General features: G+C 64.4%; 14 protein-coding genes. 5 read left to right on the top strand and 9 right to left on the bottom strand.

Going from position 1 to position 15,391, the window contains the following annotated elements; genetic code table 11:
- Window positions 1–7: 7 nt before the first annotated feature.
- Window positions 8–820 carry an HAD-IIB family hydrolase gene (locus tag B2994_RS06395; RefSeq protein ID WP_291527538.1) on the bottom strand — a complete coding sequence of 271 codons (813 nt, stop codon included), beginning with the start codon at window positions 818–820 and terminating at the stop codon, window positions 8–10.
- 145 nt (window positions 821–965) lie between these two features.
- Between B2994_RS06395 and B2994_RS06390 the strand changes: the two genes are divergently transcribed.
- Entirely contained in the window at window positions 966–1,403 is a 438-nt protein-coding gene (locus tag B2994_RS06390; RefSeq protein ID WP_291527537.1) for a metallopeptidase family protein, read from the top strand.
- 13 nt (window positions 1,404–1,416) lie between these two features.
- Here the strand turns inward: B2994_RS06390 and B2994_RS06385 are convergent, their stop codons facing one another.
- The 3 genes from B2994_RS06385 to B2994_RS06375 are packed head-to-tail and all read right to left on the bottom strand — an operon-like array spanning window position 1,417 to window position 6,433.
- Complete coding sequence (locus B2994_RS06385; protein WP_291527536.1) at window positions 1,417–2,949, bottom strand: DUF5719 family protein; 1,533 nt, start codon at window positions 2,947–2,949, stop codon at window positions 1,417–1,419.
- Window positions 2,946–6,110, bottom strand: coding sequence for a glycosyltransferase family 2 protein (locus B2994_RS06380; protein WP_291527535.1), 3,165 nt, complete (start codon window positions 6,108–6,110; stop codon window positions 2,946–2,948). The genes B2994_RS06385 and B2994_RS06380 overlap by 4 nt, the downstream gene beginning before the upstream one ends.
- Before the next feature lie 20 nt (window positions 6,111–6,130).
- Window positions 6,131–6,433, bottom strand: coding sequence for a WhiB family transcriptional regulator (locus B2994_RS06375; RefSeq protein ID WP_291527534.1), 303 nt, complete (start codon window positions 6,431–6,433; stop codon window positions 6,131–6,133).
- Window positions 6,434–6,678: 245 nt separating this feature from the next.
- Here B2994_RS06375 and B2994_RS06370 point away from each other — a divergent pair, with 245 nt between their 5' ends.
- From B2994_RS06370 to B2994_RS06360, 3 genes are all read left to right on the top strand, one after another.
- Window positions 6,679–7,869: an LCP family protein gene (locus B2994_RS06370; protein ID WP_291527533.1), complete on the top strand. Its 1,191-nt coding sequence runs from the start codon at window positions 6,679–6,681 to the stop codon at window positions 7,867–7,869.
- A 142-nt stretch (window positions 7,870–8,011) separates the two neighbouring features.
- Window positions 8,012–9,754: an FtsK/SpoIIIE domain-containing protein gene (locus B2994_RS06365; RefSeq protein WP_291527532.1), complete on the top strand. Its 1,743-nt coding sequence runs from the start codon at window positions 8,012–8,014 to the stop codon at window positions 9,752–9,754.
- Between the two features lie 116 nt (window positions 9,755–9,870).
- Window positions 9,871–10,146 carry a WhiB family transcriptional regulator gene (locus B2994_RS06360; RefSeq protein ID WP_291527531.1) on the top strand — a complete coding sequence of 92 codons (276 nt, stop codon included), beginning with the start codon at window positions 9,871–9,873 and terminating at the stop codon, window positions 10,144–10,146.
- A 140-nt stretch (window positions 10,147–10,286) separates the two neighbouring features.
- Here the strand turns inward: B2994_RS06360 and B2994_RS06355 are convergent, their stop codons facing one another.
- The gene (locus tag B2994_RS06355; protein WP_291527530.1) at window positions 10,287–11,771 is read right to left on the bottom strand and encodes a sensor histidine kinase; all 1,485 of its coding nucleotides are present in this window, start codon (window positions 11,769–11,771) and stop codon (window positions 10,287–10,289) included.
- A 130-nt stretch (window positions 11,772–11,901) separates the two neighbouring features.
- Between B2994_RS06355 and trhA the strand changes: the two genes are divergently transcribed.
- On the top strand, window positions 11,902–12,786 hold the full coding sequence (gene trhA / locus B2994_RS06350; protein WP_291527529.1) for a PAQR family membrane homeostasis protein TrhA: 885 nt from the start codon (window positions 11,902–11,904) through the stop codon (window positions 12,784–12,786).
- A 93-nt stretch (window positions 12,787–12,879) separates the two neighbouring features.
- On the opposite strand, the gene B2994_RS06345 is transcribed toward trhA, so the two are convergent.
- The 4 genes from B2994_RS06345 to B2994_RS06330 form a co-directional block, all read right to left on the bottom strand.
- Entirely contained in the window at window positions 12,880–13,362 is a 483-nt protein-coding gene (locus B2994_RS06345; protein ID WP_291527528.1) for a GreA/GreB family elongation factor, read from the bottom strand.
- A 75-nt stretch (window positions 13,363–13,437) separates the two neighbouring features.
- Window positions 13,438–13,848: an FKBP-type peptidyl-prolyl cis-trans isomerase gene (locus B2994_RS06340; RefSeq protein ID WP_291527527.1), complete on the bottom strand. Its 411-nt coding sequence runs from the start codon at window positions 13,846–13,848 to the stop codon at window positions 13,438–13,440.
- A 72-nt stretch (window positions 13,849–13,920) separates the two neighbouring features.
- Window positions 13,921–14,490, bottom strand: a complete 570-nt coding sequence (locus B2994_RS06335) for a hypothetical protein (protein ID WP_291527526.1) — start codon at window positions 14,488–14,490, stop codon at window positions 13,921–13,923.
- A 128-nt stretch (window positions 14,491–14,618) separates the two neighbouring features.
- Window positions 14,619–15,391: class C sortase (locus tag B2994_RS06330; protein ID WP_291527525.1), on the bottom strand; the 773-nt coding region annotated here is incomplete at its 5' end.

Genomic DNA, 15,391 nt, shown 5'->3' with positions numbered 1-15,391 from the left:
CATACCCCTATTCGCCGGCCTGGCGTGCTGCGACCAGCCGCCGGATCACCGCAAGCGTGTCCTCCGGTCCATGCACCCTCACCGGCATGGTGCCGGCCTGAGCGGCCGGATAGTCATTGCCGTCGGGATCCATGCGATCGCCGATGAATACAATGTCCGCCACCTCGACGCCCAGTATGCGCGCCAGTTCATGAACCGCATACCCCTTGTCCACGCCATGGGCGGAGACGTCCACGCTGGTCGAGCCTCCGGAACGCACCAGCAGATCGGGCAGATCGGCGGCCACGGCGGCCCGCAGCGCATTCTTCTTGCTGTTGTCGGGGTCCCAGGACTCTTTGGCCTCAACCGGTGCGGACTGGCCCAATGCGGAGAAGGTGATTTGGCTGCCGCGGTCCTCGATGCGCTCCCCCCACACCTGCTCACGCCACAATCCCAGTTCGCGGGCATGGCGTTCGAGCGACTCCATCGCCGCGCGCCGCCGCGCCGCCGGCAGATCATGCCGGTACAGACAGACCCATCGGCCGTCGCGATACCGGTAATACCGCGTTCCCGAAGTGGGCATGAGGTGAAGGTTGCCCAGATCGGCACGATCACCGACAACGTTCAGAATCTGCCTGACGAACAGTTCGTAACTGCCGCCGGATATCACCGCGACCTGCATCACATGGGTCAACTCGCAGAACGCCTCGGCGATGTCCTCGCGCATGGGCATCTTCGAACGTGCCAGCGTGTTGTCCAGGTCGAATCCCGCCGCCTTCGCGCGCGCGCCTATCGCCCCAAGATCAAGATCCCTCCAAGAATCCTCTATGACGACTGCCATGCGACCTCCTGTACGTCCGAGCGTCCCCATCGAACTTTCGCTCCCATCAAACTTTTCAGTATCGTAACACCTTGCGACGTGAAACAGGCGGCGGGCCGACGTGCCGCACCACGTCTTATACGCCCATGAGACTAGGGTGACCGGCATGAGACAGTCATTCACCCCACCCTGGACGGACAAGATCTACCGCGACACCCACGGCCGTGGATGCCGACGCCCGACCTTCGGCGTGAGACTGCCGCGTTACCGCACCAGATCCGGCATGTTCGACGACATGGTGGCGGGCAATCTCAAGCGCCTGAACGGAGCATGGCCGGAACTGATCCGTCCCGTGCAGTTCGCCGTGGAGGATGTACCGGCCTCGGATCCCGCGCCATGGGAGGACGAGCCCAATTGCCTCTCCCGTGCGTTTCCGGCGAGTCACGGCATACCGGCGCGCATCGTGCTGTACCGCATGCCCATGCAGATGGAGACGCATAGCCGCATGGAGCTTCAGATGCTTATTCGCGACGAAATGGTGAGCCGAATCGCGGAACTCTACGGCAGGCGCCCGGAGGAAATCGACCCGGACTGGGGGATGTGACCGGCGCCACGGCTTATTTGACGACCCCCTGCCTCGGATTGGCGTAGATCGTGGCGTGCGCAACCGACAGGGGCGTCGACCCGATCGCCGCGACGGCGCCGACGCCCGCATCGGCGAGACTCTGGCGCTGCAGCATGACGTTCCATGAAACCGTTTGGCGCTCGTCATGCAGCCGTACGACGGCCACGTTGTCACCAAGATCGGACAACGATATGGTCTGGGCGCAATTGGCACCCAGGGTGACATCCTTCGCCCCCACATGCCTGCCATCCGCATCGTAGCCATCGAAGGTCACCGACGTATCGGCGCGGGTGACGTTCGACACCGCCAGGGATGCCTCGACCTGGTCGGGAACCGCCGCCGCGCTGTACACGGACTGCTCGCCGGAGGACAGCACGGCGAAATCGGACTGGCCGCCGTCCCCGTTGCGCGTCACCACCACCGACGCCCGCACCGGCTGATCGGCGGTGACGCCCACTCCCACCGCATCGGCCGGAGGCGCGCCAAGATCGACCACGCCGACCTGCGAGGCAGTCACGTCATGGGACGTCGCCGCGACCAGCCCATTGGGCGTGATCCACGACAACGACACCGACGTATTCTGATCGGCGAACAGCAGGACGCGCGCCGACGAAACGCCCTTCACCCCGGCGATGGCGATCATCTGCGAGGCTTCGGAAGTCTCAGCCACATAATCGCTGCCCTGCGCGGTCAAACCGTTCATCGCGACAACGCGCACCAGCGCATGCACCGGCGTTCTCTGGCTCGTCAGCGTGACGTACAGACCATCCTGGTTCGCAGCGGCGGCGGACAAATCGTATACGGTTTCGCCATCGGCGTTCACGGTCAGGCTGCCGCTGGTGGCAAGAGTCAATCCCCCGGTCTGGCTTGTTCCCCATACCTGAACGCTGACCGACGTGGCCTGGGAGGAGGAGTTGGCCACGACAATCTGCTGACTCCAGCCGGTTTGGGTGCCGGGAAGCAGGAAGGCGTGCGTCAGCGAGCTGTCTGCGCAGGAGGTGGCCGCCAATCCCCTCAGATCCCCCTGCGAAGCCCACGATGCGGTGGCTGACGCGACGCCGGTGCCCTGCGAAGCCTCTAGAAGCTGCGTTTGCTGCAGCAGCGACCCCTGATCTGCGTTGCCTGCCATCACATGCACCGCCGATTCGTCAGTCGGATCGGAATCCTTCAGATCATTGGAGTTCTCGCCCGACAGTGTGCTCACCGTGGAACGGTAGATCGCCCCGAACGCCGAATACCGGGAGGACGACGCGACGTCACCCTGGGAGACCTGGAACTCGCTGTCACCGTATTGCGACGTGTCGGCCAACGACATGCGTGCCGGACAATACGTCTCGACCATCCGCTGACTGACGGTTTGCTCAAGCGCCGACGAGGACTGCGCCGCACGGTCAACCCATGCCGGCAGCGGTCTCACCACCAACAGCGCCGCCAGACAGGCGACCAGAAGAACCAGTGTGACACCGGCCGCCAGCATCGTGCCGGCGGATCGTTGTGCAGGAAGTCCCTGTTTGTTCTTGCTCATACCCACTCCTGCTCTCGTTTGCGCGCGGACGGCAGCGCCACCAGACAGTACACCGCCACGATGAGGCCAAGGCACCAGAGCCATGCCAACCGCCAGCCGTTGGAGCGCATGGCGGTTTCGGATGCCACATCGACGCCCTGCGTCGTCGTGTCGTTCAAAGTCAGGCGGAAATACGTGCCGGACGATCCGCTCACCACGTTCTGCGTGCCCTCGGAGGCGGTGATATGGGACACCAGATCGTCATATGCCGAATCGACAGTGGATTCGGACTCGTCGGCAACGACGTATATGCCGCCGAATCCCAGATCGCTGAGCGTCTGCACCGCCTCGGCGTCGCTATTCGACAGGAGGCTGGCCAGCGCGGAAGCCATGGTCTCGGTGGATTGCTCCTGCCGTCCCGACGCGACGAAGGCGCTGACCAACGGGGAATTGTCGATGAGCTCCCCGCGGGCGGTGCGCATGACGGTGAAATCCATCATCGTGGACGATTCGGCCTGGACGGCCAGAATACGATGGGAGGGATCCTGCTGCAGATAGTCGACCGCCACCATCGGCAGACCCTGCCGGGCAACGGTCACACCTCCCGCCGACATCGTGCGCGCGTATCCGGACCAGCCCCACAGGCCAACGCAGCAGATCATCACGATGGTCAGCAGCATGCGGCCGGCGGACGGCCACGACAGCGACTGGCGGATGCCACGATCCGTGGCATGCAGGTCATCCAACGGGGCGAAGCGTTTGACCGCGGTACCGGCCACCATGCTCATGCAGGCAAGCAGACCCATGCACAGCAGGGCGAATCCCGGGAGCACCGATCCGGACACGGCCCCGTCGGCGTCCAGTCCCACGGCGATGCGCGGCGACACCAGGGACAGCGCGGCGCCGGCGACGATCGCCACCCACATCATGCGCGACACGCGCAGGACCTGCGGCAGCAGCAGCGCCACCACGGCGATCAGCGCGATGCATGCCATGGAAATCAGCAATCCCGCATGACGGGCAGGCGACTGGACTATCCAGGACGCCACCGACTCGGGGAACGCCGTTCCGGAGGTTCCGGACGCAGTCGACATGGAGTCCAAATCGACGCCAAAGGCCTGCATGATCACATCCATCAGGCTCATGGAGCGCGGGGAGCCCGCGGAGGCGGTCGACGCGACCATGGCGTCGGCGAACAGCTCGCGCCACTGTCCCGCACCCATGTTGCCCACCACGTTGACCAATGTCGGGGCCAGCGAGAAGGCGGCGGGCACGGGGATGAGCAGCAGCATCAGACGATGACGGCGCACCAGCACCATAATCGCCAGGAAGGTCACGGTCAGCGGCAGCAGCAGCTGCGGCTCGGCGTCGATCACGGGAATGAAACACAGCGAGGCCAGCGCGGCGCTCTGCACCGAAGGTTCGGGGCGAACGGGCTCCTCGGTCAGGTTCATGGCGACGGCCCGCAGTGTGAACGCAAACGCCGCCGGCAGGAAGACCATCACCACCATCATCGGCAGATCGCCGTCATGATACAGTCCCATGGCGGCCGCAAGGGCGCTCCACATTACACCGCCAGCGACACGCACCGCATTGGAACGGGTGAACGTTCCCGCCAGGGCCCAGAACGACAGCGCCGCCAACGGGGCGGACAGCAGGTACATCAACGCGATCGCCACGGCGACATGACCGCCCGTGACGATGCTCGCCAGGCCAAGCACCAGCAGGAAGGGGTGGGGCGGTCCGCTGACGCCCAGTCCCATGCCGTAGCTCCATGCCGTCGTGGCGGATTGCCAGACCTGCGCAAAGGACGCGCCCGTGGACAGCAGGCGGTCGGAGACGAGGGATCCGCCGGAGAACAGAGCCAGCACCACATTCCATCGCGTCACGCCCATGGCGAGCGTCAGCCCCACCGTCATGGTGGCCGCCCAAGCCGCACGGATACGCCACTGGCGTTTGAGGTGCAGCTTGGCCAGAGGGCTGAGCAGTACGACGTCGCGCTGCGATTCGAACGCGAGCAGACGTTCCCTCCAACGCTTCATCTGCATTCGGTTGGCCACGAGCTGGTTCAATTGCGCCAGCGAAACCCGCGCAGCCCTCCTCACGCGGCGCCGCGCCGACGAGGCCTTGGGAAGATTGACCAGCGCCCGCCACGGCAGCGCCAATTCGCACAGCCCCTCATAGGGTTGCTTGTCGAACAGGCGGACGAGCAGCATCACGACGGAGCGCAGCAGCAGCCACAGCCATTGCAACGGCCATGCCGGCATGCCGATGTCGGTGATGCGGTACCGCCATTGGGCTGTGATGACCGCCAGATGGTAGTTGACTCGGTCGCCGTCGTCCAGCGGGGCGCCGGAACGGGACCGAACGCCTTCGAACCGCGCGCGACGATGCGCGATAACCGCCTTCGGTTCCACCAGGACGCGCCCTCCGCCGAGGCAGACACGCCGGCAGAGGTCCTTCGACTCCCCGAACGTCGTCATCCAGGGGATCACTCCCCGGTGCTCGTTCCACACGGACAGCGGCACCAATGCGCCGGCGAGCGAAACCGCGAACACGTCCTGACGGCCGTCGTACTGCTCCTGGTCCGGCTCGCCGTCCACCACCAGCGAGGAGACCTTATGCCCCGGGGCCGCATATGATCCGACGTCATGGAGGGTGGAGGCCTCCCAATCGAGCTGCTTGGCGCCGATGATGGACGCCGTCGGTGCGTTGCGATGAGCTTCGACGAGCTTTTCCAGGCAGGTCTCGGACGCCGGACGCGAGTCGTCATGCAGCAGCCACAGGTATTTGGTGCCGTCGCCGATATGGGCCCGGCCCAGCGCCTTGCCCACCGCGTCGCCGAACGACAGGGCTCCGGAGGCTCCGACGATCTGCACCTGCACGGAGGCGACTTCCGGGAAATGGTCAAGCCTCGTGGTGCGCGGACGGATCACCTCGAACGTGGAATACACGGAGGTCGTGGTCCGCCCCGAACAATCGGCGACGACAATGGTCCCGGGCAATACGTGCTGCGACAGCACCGCCTGAACGGTGGGACCCAGGAACCGCAGATCGTTTTCAACGGTTATCACGGCGGCCACCGTGTCGTCGACGTCCTGTTGCCCGGTGTGCGGACGCGTGTTCAGCAGGTTCGCCAACAGGTGCTGGACTCCCGCGGCTGCAGAAGTATTGAAAGTCATGGTTTCTAGTCTACGGCCCGTCATGCCTGTTCTTTGGATTGCTCCTTTTTGTAGCGGCGACGCTCGCGCTCGCTCATACCGCCCCAGATGCCGAAACGCTCGTCGTGCTCGATCGCCCACTGCAGGCACTGTTCGCGCACCTCGCACCGGGCGCATATCCGTTTGGCGTCTCTGGTGGATCCGCCCTTCTCGGGAAAGAACGCCTCGGGATCCGTTTGCGCGCACAGCGCCTTGTGCTGCCACGAAAGATCCTCGTCCGGTCTAAAGAGTCCCCACAGCTCGGATAGCGGATCGTCGGAAGCATCATCGTGCGCGCCCAGCATGCTTCCTCTCCTTGTCGCCGGAATAGTTACGCTCTAAATTACACACGTGCAACTTGCGGTTTGTCAAATTACGCTTGTGTCAATACGCGGTTTTTATGACATCTGTGGTATATTTCGCCTTCGGCCGACGCGGCGCGGCGAGAGGCGGTTGTGCCGTTACTGTCGAGGACTCGGCATCATCAACATTTCTTCACATTGATGTGTGTTACCACTGGCAACCAGTTACAGCAGTTTCGGGAGGTGCCATGACGAAGCCAACAGGCTCATTCGATCCGCGAGACACGCCTCCCAGTTTCATTCCCTCCGGGACGGCCCGCAGAAGTTCGACGCCCCCCAGTTTCTCGCCGGGCCGGGCGTCCGCATCCGGTCGGCCCGCCGCGCAACCGCGACGATCCGCGCACCGGGCCAGCGCGGCGTCCGGCGACGCCCAGACCCCGGCGGCCCCGGCGCGGCGGGCGACCCGTCCATCCCGTTCCAGGGTGGCGGCACGACGCAGACGACGTCCGGCGCATATGCTGCTGACGGCATTCCTCATAGTGGCGCTGGTCGCAGGCCTCGGCACCGTCTCCGCATGGAACTGGGTCAATGGACAGCTGGACAGGCAGAACATGCTGACGAGCGCCGCAAACACGGCGCCGCAAACCTGGTTGATCCTGGGATCCGACGAGCGTGACGCCGATGACGGCACCGGCATCAACGACGCCACCCAGGGATTCCGCAACGACACCATTCTGGTGCTCACCAAACCCACGTCGGGCAACAGTTCGCTGATCTCCATCCCCCGGGACTCCCTTGTCGAGGTCAATGGCAAGAAAATGAAGATCAACTCCGTCGCCCAGTACGCCGGATACCCGGCCCTCACCGGCGTGGTCGAGCGGATCACCGGCATGAAGATCGACCACGCGGCCATGATCCACTTCGGGGGCCTGCAGAACGTGGTGAACGCCCTCGGCGGCGTCGATCTCTGCTACGACCGTACGGTGCACGACGAAAAATCCGGGCTGAACTGGCAGGCCGGGTGCCATACCGCCGACGGTTCCACCGCGCTGGCCTTCTCCCGTATGCGCTACTCGGATCCGAAGGGCGATTTCGGTCGCGCCGAACGGCAACGTCAGGTAATCGGCGCCATCGCGTCGAAGGCGTCCAGCAAAGAGACGCTCACGAATGTCTCCACCGTCAGGTCGCTCATCCAGACAGGGCTCGGAGCGCTGACGGTTGACGAGCAGGCCAGCCCCTGGTCGCTGGCGCAGATGGCACTCGCCTTCAAAAGCGCTTCCGGCGAGCAGGGCGTGACGGGCAGCGTGTATTGGACGAATGCGGATTATCGCGGCGCAGGCGTGGGATCGTCGGTGCTGCTCGACGCCACCCGCAACACCGAACTGTTTTCGCAGCTGGCGAACGGAACGCACGCCCCCGGCACCGTTGGGGGCCAGTAGAGGGCGGGTTCAGCCACATTCGCGCACATTCCCTCCCCCATTTGACCCCCATGCCCTGAGCTCTCAGGATTGGGATATGGGATCGTCGGAGCGTCGTCATACGACATCGAAATCATCGCGAGCGGAATCGCCATGGCTTGTCATGAGCATGGCGGCCCCCGCCTGCGCCCAACTGGCAATGGCATCCTTCATGATCGCCGAAGGGCGGTGGATGATCCTGCCTCTGTGCCTGCCGACATTGATGGGATGCTTCGCCTCGCTGATGTTGATGCGTTCCCGTCGCCGCGGCCACGACGCCGGAGTCGACGATGCAGCTGTCCAATCACGTCACACTTTTGACCGGACCGCAATCCACGCCACGCCGGAATCCGCCACCGTCGAGTCGATCATGGCCATTCCGCGCAGTTCGTGGTATGCGCTTGTGGGACTTCCGGGGTCGGACGCCCTCACCGTCTGGCGCTATGCGACCCGATGCTGGCTGGACGCCCAACCATATGCCACGACCGCCGACGCCGACCGCCGGAGTCGGCACGCCCCGCCGCCCACACCCATCGGTCTGTCGCCCGACGGGTCGACGGCATGCGTCGATCTGGCGGTGGAGGGTCCCCATGTGCTGGTCGCCGGCACCACCGGATCAGGCAAATCGGTACTGCTGCAACAGTGGTGCCTGGCCCTGGCCGTGCGCAATCCTCCGACCTCCCTCGCCCTGGTGCTGCTGGACTTCAAGGGCGGCGCCACCTTCCGTCCGCTCGAGAAGCTGCCGCATGTGGTCGGATGCGTGTCGGATCTCGACCTCGTCCATGCTGGTCGTGCGCTGAACGCCATCGAATCCGAGCTGCACCGCCGGGAACGACTCGTGGCGCAGGCCGGAGCAAGCCAGCTGTCGCAACTTGCCGACCCGCCGCCCAGGCTGGTTGTGGTGGTCGACGAGTTCAACGCCCTGCGCCAGCTGCTGCCCGATATGATCGAACGGCTCGTCCGTCTGGCGTCGCTGGGGCGATCCCTGGGCATGCATCTGATCGCGTGCACGCAACATCCCATGGCGCAGGTCGGGGCGACCATGAAAGCCAACATCGCGCTCAACATCTGCCTACGAGTGCGCGATCCGCTGCAGTCGTCCGACATGCTCGGCACCACGCTGGCCGCCCGATTGCCTCCCGCGCACCCCGGAATCGGACTTATCGGCGACGGAGCCGGCATACGGGCATTCCGGTGCCCCGAACCCATTGACGCCGCGCCTGTCGTCGAGGGTCTGCGCGCCGCCGCGCGAACGGTTCACGGCAGCGTTCCCGCCAAACTGTTCAGCGCTCCCCTGCCCGATATGGTCATGCGATCCCGTCTGGGCGCCGGAAGCGACGGCAACGTGCGACTCGGCCTGCAAGACAATGGCATCGTCACCGAGCCGTGCGACATCGCGCTGGACTCATTGTTCCCCCTTATTGTCGTCGGAGCCCCCGGGCGGGGCAAGACGACGCTGCTGCGGCTACTGCGGCGCTGTCTGGACGAGCGGCATCTCAAGGGGCAATGCCGGGCGCTCGATACCGAGAGCCACGGCCAACCATCCGACTATCTGCTGCTCGATGACGCCGATGCGCTGGACGATCCACTGTGGGACGGCGCCGGGGACCGGGCGCTGCTGCATACGGCGTTGGCCAGGAGGACTCCCCTGCTCGCCATCGCCATGGCGTCCTCACGCAGGCTCGTCCATGACCAGCGGTTTGCCGCCCGTCTCGTCTTCCCGTCGGCCGACCGCACCCGAGATCTCATGCACGGCATTCCGGCCGACATCCTGCGAGGACTTGACGACGACTCCGCGCATCTCCCGGGACGCGCGCTGCTGCTGATTCACGGTCGGGCCACGCTCATTCAGCTGTGCATGGCGTGAAAACTCTTTGCCCCATGCGGTGATTGCCCTTGAAAAGTCCATCGATTCGTGCTTTGCTAGCTGTAGTGTTCGGATCATGGAACCGAATGAATTCGTTGAAAGAAGGCGACAAACAAATGAGTAGTGCTTTTGATTGGCGTGCCAAGGCGGCTTGTCGCGACAAGGACCCGGAGTTGTTCTTCCCGGTGGGCAACACCGGTGCCGCTTATCAGCAGATCGAGGAGGCGAAGGCCGTGTGCCGCACCTGCAAGGTGATTGACGCCTGCCTCAAGTGCGCTCTTGACACCAATCAGGATTACGGCGTCTGGGGCGGCCTGAGCGAGGATGAGCGTCGTGCGCTGAAACGTCGCGCGATGCGCGCCCGTCGTTCGCAGGCCATGCAGATGCAGTGAATCGGAGGCTGGCCGGTCAGACCGCCAACGGTTGAGGTTGAGGGCCTTGGAACCATAAGCGTTCCAAGGCCCTCAATCATGCCCATCCATATTTGCGGCGACGCGGTCGACCGGACTGATAGACAGATCAGATCCGTCGATCAGTCCTGGGCCGCGCGAAGCGTCATGTCAAGCACCACACGCGTGCCGCCCTCGCGCCGGGGCTCCCAACGCACCGTGCCGCCGAAATCGTTCGTCACGAAGGTGTTGATGATCTGCGTGCCCAAGCCGGAGCCTGACGAACGGGCCATGCCCTCATGCGATTCGGCGTTCAGGCCGTTGCCGTCGTCCTCCACCACAACGTTGAGGGTGTTGCCGCTGCGGCCGACGGAAATCGTGACATGGCCCTCCTTGCGTCCCTCGAACCCATGCTCGACCGCGTTGGTGACCAGCTCGGTCAGCACCAGCGACAGCGGCGTGGCGTCCTGCGCCGGCATCATGCCGAATTCGCCCAGGAAGCTGATGGAGATGTGCTGATCGCTCTCGGTGGCAAGATCAACGCTCATATGCAGCAGATTGTCGATGACCTTGTCGAAGTCAACCACTTCGTCGGCGCTTTGGCTCAGCCCCTCGTGAAGCACCGCGATGGTTTGCACACGCCGCTGCGCCTCGCCCAGCTCCTTCTTCACCTCGGCGTTCTTGGTGCGCCGCGCCTGCAACCGCAGCAGCGCGGACACCGCCTGCAGATTGTTCTTGACGCGATGATGCACTTCGGAAATGGTGGCGTCCTTGGTCTGGAGCTCCTTCTCGCGCCTACGCAACTCGGTGACGTCACGGCACAGCACGATGCCGCCCACGCGGCCGCTCGCGTCATACAGGGGCAGCGAGCGAAGGGAGACGGCAGACCGGTTGGCGTTGAGCTCCGAGTCCACCGGCGCCTTGGCGGTCAGCACCAGCGGCAGCGTCTCCGGAACCGGATCGTTCTGATGCAGCAGCGTCGTGCCGATTTCGGACAGATAGCGCCCCTGCATGACCTGCAGCGAGCCGAGCCGCCGGAAACAGCTGATGGCGTTCGGCGAAGCATATCGGACAATGCCGTCCGCATTGAGGATGATGAAGCCGTCCGCCACGCGGGCGTTGTGCCGCTGATTGAGCACGGAGTCCTTATAGGGGAACTGTCCGCGCGGGATCATCTCGAACAGCTGCTTGCCGGCTTTGATGCTTTCGGACTCGTATCGTCCGTTGGATTCGCGAGTGGCCATATTCGTTTCGCGCACCACCAGGCCCAGCGTCTTGCCATTATGGTGGATCGGGGCGAACACGTCGCAAATCGTATTGCGTCCCTGCGTGCGCAATCTCGTCGAGCGGAACACCACCTTCGATTCCATGGCCTGGTCGAGTTCGGGGATCAGATCGGCGGAGACCTCCTTGCCCACCACGTCGTCGAAGCGCAGCGACATCACCGTGGACGGACGGCACTGTTCGGCGACCACATACCTGCCGTCCCCGTCTTGAAGCACCAGCATCAGATCCGCGAAGCTCAGATCGGCGATCACCTGCCAGTCAGCCGCCAAATGGTGCAGCCATTCGCGGTCGTCGTCGGTCAGGTCGGGTCGTGCTGCGAGGATATGCGTGAAATCTGCCATAGGAATCAGTGTAGAAGACAGGCCGTATCTCGGAGCGTCGGGGACTTGCGGGAACGGCAATAGCTACGCTATCGTAGGTTACGCATGCGTAAGTTATGTGGTCGAATGGAGCGCCACAGACGGGAGGAGCATGTCCAAGCGCACCACCCCTCAGATAGAGGCCAAACGACAAGCCGTCATCGCCGCGCGGGAGGAGCATCTCCAGGCCAGGGCCAACGCCGTGCGCGCCACCGGGTTGGCCAAAGCCGAGGCCATCAGGCTGAAGGCCGAGGAACGGGCCAGCAAGGTGATCGCCAAATCGCAGGAGCGCGCCGCACGCATCGAAGGCATCGCCCCCGCCGAAGTCGAGCGCAAGGTGCGTCTTGACGTCCATGGCCGCCCCAAGCCGCTGCTGCGCGGCTGGATCCACGCAGTGGCCGCCCCGCTCGCATTGGCGGCCGGCATCGTCCTGATCTGCCTCGCCCCCTTCGCGGCGCTGAAATGGGCCTGCGCGATCTTCATGACATGCTCGCTGGTGCTTTTCACCAATTCGGCTGCCTATCATCTTGGCGATTGGAGTCCCCGCGTCACCGATGTGCTGCGGCGCATCGACCACATGAACATCTTTCTGCTGATAGCCGGCACCTACACGCCGGTGTCCTTCGCCCTCGAACCGTTCTGGCGCAATCTCATCATCATCGGCATGTGGACGTGCACGGCGATAGCCCTGGTGATCCACGTCATCTGGATCAATGCACCCCGCTGGCTCTACACCATCACCTACATCGTCTTCGGCGTGTCCGGCGTGGCCTTCATGGGACTGTTCTGGCTCTCCCCCGTCGCCGGCCCCGCCGTCGTGGTGCTGCTGGCCTCCGGAGGGGCGTGCTACATCGCCGGAGCCATCGTCTACGCGCTGCGGAAGCCGGATCCATGGCCCCGCGTGTTCGGCTTCCACGAAATCTTCCACGTGGGCACCGTCGCCGGCTACGCCTGCCACATGGTGGCGATCTACATGGTCATTGTGGCGCTTTGGTAGGCCGGGGCGGCGCCGCGGCGGCCCGATACGAATCGGCCGGCGGATGGGACGAATCCGTCGCCCCGCCCACCGGCCGGTTCCTGGAAATTCGCGTCAGGCCTCGAGAGGCTTCGCGTCCTTGATCGTCACGGTGATCTGACGGCCGTTCGGCGCCTGATAGCTCACCTCATCGCCCACTTTGGCGCCATTGATGGCGGCGCCGATCGGAGATTCGGGGCTGATGACGTCATAATCGGTCGCCACGGCGATATCGCGCGACCCCAGCACATAGCTCATTTCACGGCCGGCAAGCACGATGGTGACCAGCGAGCCGTTGCCCACGGTACCGGCCTTGGGCGCCTCGAGAATCTTGGCGTTGCGCAGCTTCACGATCAGCTCGTTGATACGGCCCTCGTTCTTGCTCTGCGCCTCGCGCGCAGCCTGATAGCCACCGTTCTCGGAAAGGTCGCCCTCCGCACGGGCCGCGGCGATACGCTCGGTGATCTCGTCGCGATACTCGCCTTCGCGGTATGCGAGCTCCTGCTTGAGCTTGTCATAGGCCTCTTGCGTCAGCAGAACGGTTTTTTCCTCTGCCATGATGAATGTTCCTTCCCCTTATCGCCAAGGCGCCGACGCACCGCGCCGACGCCCCGAAGATGCGTACTTGTTCGATCAACGAGTGGAGATGATGTCGATCACGAACACCAAGGTGTCGGTACCGCCAATGCCCGCCTGGGGCACGCCGCGCGAACCGTAGCCGTACTCCGGCGGAATGGAAACCACCAGACGGGAGCCGACGTTATGGCCCGGCACGGTCTGGTCCCAACCCCTGATGACCTGGCCGACGCCGATGCCGAAGCTGGCGGGCTGATGACGGTTGAAGCTCGAGTCGAAGGGCTCGGACTTGCCCCACACCACGCCATGATAGTTCACGGTCACGGTGTCCCCGCGGCGAACCATCGGACCGTCGCCCTCAACAATCTCCACCGACTTCAGGCCTGCGGGCGCGGTTTCAGTGGGAAACTCAAGCACCGGGGTCGCACCGAATTCGGCGTTCACCTTCGGCATCAGCGATTCAGCCATATTGCTCCTTCAAATACATCGAACGGCATATAACCGCATATCCTACCACCGCCGCAAACGGGCGGCGAATCGTCAATACAGCACCCCGTACATGCGCGACGCGAAGAACACGCCAAGCGCCGCGACGAGGATGGTGAATCCGCCGAGCGCGAACACCGCGCCGCGTCTGGCGGCAAGGCGCGGATGCAGCACGTAGGCGAAGAAGAAGGCGGCGAATCCGATCGCCGCGCAGTTGAAGCCCGTGGCGACGGTCTGCCCCACGGTCATGGCGGCCAGTCCCTGCGGCTGGGCGAAGGAATTCACCATGGCCGGCATCACGAACACGCCCCAGGCGCAGAATCCGAACAGTCCCACGCCGCCGTACACCAGCGGCGTCAGCTTGGCGCTGCGCACGCCGTGGGACAGTGAGGACGCCGCCCACAGCAGGGCGAACCCGACGATATAGGTGTATGCGACGGCCAGCAGGCACGCGACCATCGCCCAGGGGACAATCGCGAGATGCGCCATCCCCGCGTAGATCGGCGCGCAGATGAGCTCGCCCACGCATGCCACCGATGCCGCAACCACGCCCTGTACCATCAGCGAGGGCAGTCCGCCCTCGATCTGACCGTCCCGATAGGGTTCCGCCGCTTTGCCCGCCATAGTCCGCCCTCCCGATTGCTCATAGGCCACAACGATTCAAGACAATCGTCATGTGTACACCATTGACGTTACGGGTTCGTGCCGTTGCAACCGTGGCGGTGCGGCACCGGCCCCGACGGGCGTCGCCGTCACGGCGCCCGTCGTCCTCCGCGCCCCCGCGGAATCGCATGCCGGCCGCGCCGTTTCCACCAGATTCGGGCACCGAGCGTCGAAAGCAACGTCACGCCGCCAGCCAGCAGCCCGGCGCGCACCCACCAGTCCATCGAGTTCGGGATTCTCGACGCGCCGCCCGCCTCGTCGGAGTTCTCCGGCACGTCCTCGGTGCGCTCGCCCGTCACCAGCAGCCGCTGCGTGTTTTTGCCGTAGGGCGTGCATGTCAGCAGGGTCACCAGGTCGCGGTTCGGGTCGGGCTGCAGCTTGTCGAGGTCCTGCGGGTCTATCACGCTGACTTCCACGACCTTGTAGGTGAGTTGCCTGCCGAGCACGTCGATCCAGAACAGGTCGCCCTGGCGCATCTCCCCCAGCCGGGTGAACAGTTCGGCGGACGGCAACCCGCGATGCCCCGCGAGCACGGAACGGGTGCCTTTGCCGCCGATCGGCAACGCGGTCTGGCGCAGATGTCCGACGCCTTTGGACAGCACATCCTCGGAGACGCCGTGGTAGATCGGCAGGCGCAGGGATATGCGCTTGATGTCGAGATATCCCATCACGCCGTCACCGTTCATGTTGAGCACGCTGGTGTAGTTGGTGGGCAGCACGTATCCGCTTCCCGACACGAACGGGTCGTGCACCGGGTCGCCCTTCAGGTTTTCGTTGTATGTTTCGGCCGCGCCCCATTCGGCGTTCAGTTTCGCCGTATCGGCGGCGGCGACCGCGTTCTGGTACGATTGGACGACTTCGG

The organism is Bifidobacterium sp. UBA744, assembly GCA_002298605.1.
In the GTDB taxonomy this organism is placed as follows: Bacteria; Actinomycetota; Actinomycetes; order Actinomycetales; family Bifidobacteriaceae; genus Bifidobacterium.
The sequence above is the reverse complement of the archived record's forward strand: the minus strand, read 5'-3'. Positions and strand labels throughout refer to the sequence as shown.

Excerpts from the sequence above, each read along its gene's own strand:
- B2994_RS06395 (WP_291527538.1), bottom strand. The coding sequence starts at position 820 with ATGGCAGTCGTCATAGAGGATTCTTGGAGGGATCTTGATCTTGGGGCG.
- B2994_RS06390 (WP_291527537.1), top strand. The coding sequence starts at position 966 with ATGAGACAGTCATTCACCCCACCCTGGACGGACAAGATCTACCGCGAC.
- B2994_RS06385 (WP_291527536.1), bottom strand. The coding sequence starts at position 2,949 with ATGAGCAAGAACAAACAGGGACTTCCTGCACAACGATCCGCCGGCACG.
- B2994_RS06380 (WP_291527535.1), bottom strand. The coding sequence starts at position 6,110 with ATGACTTTCAATACTTCTGCAGCCGCGGGAGTCCAGCACCTGTTGGCG.
- B2994_RS06375 (WP_291527534.1), bottom strand. The coding sequence starts at position 6,433 with ATGCTGGGCGCGCACGATGATGCTTCCGACGATCCGCTATCCGAGCTG.
- B2994_RS06370 (WP_291527533.1), top strand. The coding sequence starts at position 6,679 with ATGACGAAGCCAACAGGCTCATTCGATCCGCGAGACACGCCTCCCAGT.
- B2994_RS06365 (WP_291527532.1), top strand. The coding sequence starts at position 8,012 with ATGAGCATGGCGGCCCCCGCCTGCGCCCAACTGGCAATGGCATCCTTC.
- B2994_RS06360 (WP_291527531.1), top strand. The coding sequence starts at position 9,871 with ATGAGTAGTGCTTTTGATTGGCGTGCCAAGGCGGCTTGTCGCGACAAG.
- B2994_RS06355 (WP_291527530.1), bottom strand. The coding sequence starts at position 11,771 with ATGGCAGATTTCACGCATATCCTCGCAGCACGACCCGACCTGACCGAC.
- trhA (WP_291527529.1), top strand. The coding sequence starts at position 11,902 with ATGTCCAAGCGCACCACCCCTCAGATAGAGGCCAAACGACAAGCCGTC.
- B2994_RS06345 (WP_291527528.1), bottom strand. The coding sequence starts at position 13,362 with ATGGCAGAGGAAAAAACCGTTCTGCTGACGCAAGAGGCCTATGACAAG.
- B2994_RS06340 (WP_291527527.1), bottom strand. The coding sequence starts at position 13,848 with ATGGCTGAATCGCTGATGCCGAAGGTGAACGCCGAATTCGGTGCGACC.
- B2994_RS06335 (WP_291527526.1), bottom strand. The coding sequence starts at position 14,490 with ATGGCGGGCAAAGCGGCGGAACCCTATCGGGACGGTCAGATCGAGGGC.